This window comes from Haloferax sp. s1 (assembly GCF_058382125.1).
Genome location: NZ_JBZRPK010000218.1, coordinates 1 through 2,037, shown reverse-complemented (window position 1 = coordinate 2,037; position 2,037 = coordinate 1). Strand labels below are relative to the sequence as shown.

The 2,037-nt window shown below is 59.3% G+C and carries 3 protein-coding genes; 1 reads left to right on the top strand and 2 read right to left on the bottom strand.

Going from position 1 to position 2,037, the window contains the following annotated elements:
* Nucleotides 1-487: class I SAM-dependent methyltransferase (locus tag QT222_RS01875; RefSeq protein WP_491476126.1), on the bottom strand; the 487-nt coding region annotated here is incomplete at its 3' end.
* A gap of 97 nt (nucleotides 488-584) precedes the next feature.
* A complete protein-coding gene (locus QT222_RS01870; RefSeq protein WP_491476125.1) occupies nucleotides 585-1,415 on the bottom strand; it encodes an alpha/beta fold hydrolase in 831 nt (276 codons plus the stop codon).
* A gap of 108 nt (nucleotides 1,416-1,523) precedes the next feature.
* Here QT222_RS01870 and QT222_RS01865 point away from each other — a divergent pair, with 108 nt between their 5' ends.
* Nucleotides 1,524-1,991, top strand: coding sequence for an FKBP-type peptidyl-prolyl cis-trans isomerase (locus tag QT222_RS01865; protein ID WP_004060725.1), 468 nt, complete (start codon nucleotides 1,524-1,526; stop codon nucleotides 1,989-1,991).
* The last annotated feature ends 46 nt before the right edge of the window (nucleotides 1,992-2,037 follow it).

Below are 2,037 nucleotides of genomic sequence, written 5' to 3'. Positions count from 1 at the left end.
CGGTGAGGTCGAGACACGCGTGGAGGAGTTCGTTCGAGCGGAGACGATACCGGTTGGTGCTGGGACCAATCGTCGCCGGCGGGGAGGACCGAAGGTGATGTTGATAAAAGAGGATGCCGCCGGGTTTCAGCGCCGCTTTGATATCACCCAGCCGGTCCAGCGTTCGGAAGTAGCTGATCGTGATGAGGTCGTACGTCGCGTCGGGAAAGTCGTAGGCCGTCGTATCGGCACGAACCGTCTCGATACGGTCGTCGAAGCCGTCGGATTCGGCGCGTTCGCGGATGATTCCTAACCCCTCTTCAGATTGATCGAGGGCGTCAACTTCGTATCCCTGTTCGGCTAGAAAGAGCGCATTCCGTCCGCTTCCGGCCGCAACGTCGAGTGCACGACCCTCGGGAATGGTGTCGAGGTACGCCCGTAACACCGGCGATGGTTCTGGGTCGGTCGGGTACGTTCCGGTTCTGTATCGTTCGTCCCACGTGACCATAGCGACGATACGGGGACCACTGTGTTCAACGTAGGTTGTCGTTCCCGGTGCGTGACGACCCGCACAGGAGCAACGGACCTCTCTCAGTTGGCGGTGGTTACGCCGCCTCTGCCGCAACCCCGTCGAGGAATCGCCTCAGAGCATCCTCGAAGAACACCGGATTGTCGAGATTGGATGCGTGACCTGCACCGGGAACCTCCCGGGAGATTGCATTCGGAATCTCGCTTTTCAGTTTCGCTGCGTGCTGCTTGACGAACGGCAGTTCGTGCTCGCCGTACAAGACCAGCGTCGGTACGGAGATTGCCGCGAGGTCGACCTCGGTTTTGTGGAACGCTGCGACGGCACGGATTACCTTCACAAATTCGTTCGTGTTCATCTTTGGACCGTCCTCGCGGAGTTGTTCGACCTTCTCGTAGTCGCCGCCCGCCTTCGTCCTCGACAGTCGCTCTTGTACCCACACCATGGCCGTCTCGACGCGCCCGTAGCCGATGAGGCGGACGAACGGAATCGTCGCCCGAAGCATCACCGACCGCTGGAACCATTCGCGCCGACTGAATATCTCCGGGGTGAACGTCTCTGCGAGCACTATCCCGGCTACCTCGTCCGGACGAGTCGCTGCGTACACTTGCGCGATGCATCCGCCCAACGAGAGTCCACAGATAACCGGAGCTTCGAGGTCTAATGCTGCAATCAGTGCGGCGAGGTCGTCGGCAAACAGTTCGACGGAGTACGACGCTGGTTCTGACCCACCGGTGCGACCATGTCCCCGAATATCGTAGGTGATGGTCGTATAGCCGTCACTGAGTGCATTCACTTGGTGTTCCCACTGGCTGTGGGCGAGGATTGCGGCGTGGACGAAGACGACCGGCGGTCCGACACCACGCTGCTCGTAGTACGTGTCGATGTCGTTCGTCCGAACGAATGCCATGTTCGCTATTGGTTTTCTGAACGGATGAACTCGCCTGATGCCTGTCTCTCGTTTGAGTCCTCGGATGTCAGTACTGCCATTTATCCGTGTCCGCCAGAGAATGTACGTATGACGATTGAAACTGGCGACACGGTCTCACTCGAATACGTTGGCCGACTCACTGACGGAACGACTTTCGACACATCGCGACAGGATGTCGCCGAAGAAGAGGGGCTTGCGGAGGCACAGCCGGACCGCGACTACGAACCGCTCGCCGTCGAAGTCGGCGCGGGGACGGTCATCGAAGGTCTCGACGAGGGTCTCGTCGGCATGGAAGTCGGCGACGAAGAGAGCATCGAGATTCCGCCGGAGAAGGCATACGGCGAGCCGCGAGACGACCTCGTTCAGGAACACGACCCTGAACAGCTCCGCGAGGTTCTCGGTGGCGAACCGGAAGAAGGCATGTACGTCCAGACGCAACAGGGCGGTCTCGGCGAAATCGTTCACGCCGACGACGATGTGGTCCGAATCGACTTCAACCACGAACTCGCCGGCGAGACGCTGGTGTTCGACATCGAAATTCTCGACGCGAACTAAGTCTCTGTATTCGATTTAGTCTTTTTTGACGCTGAACAGGATAAGC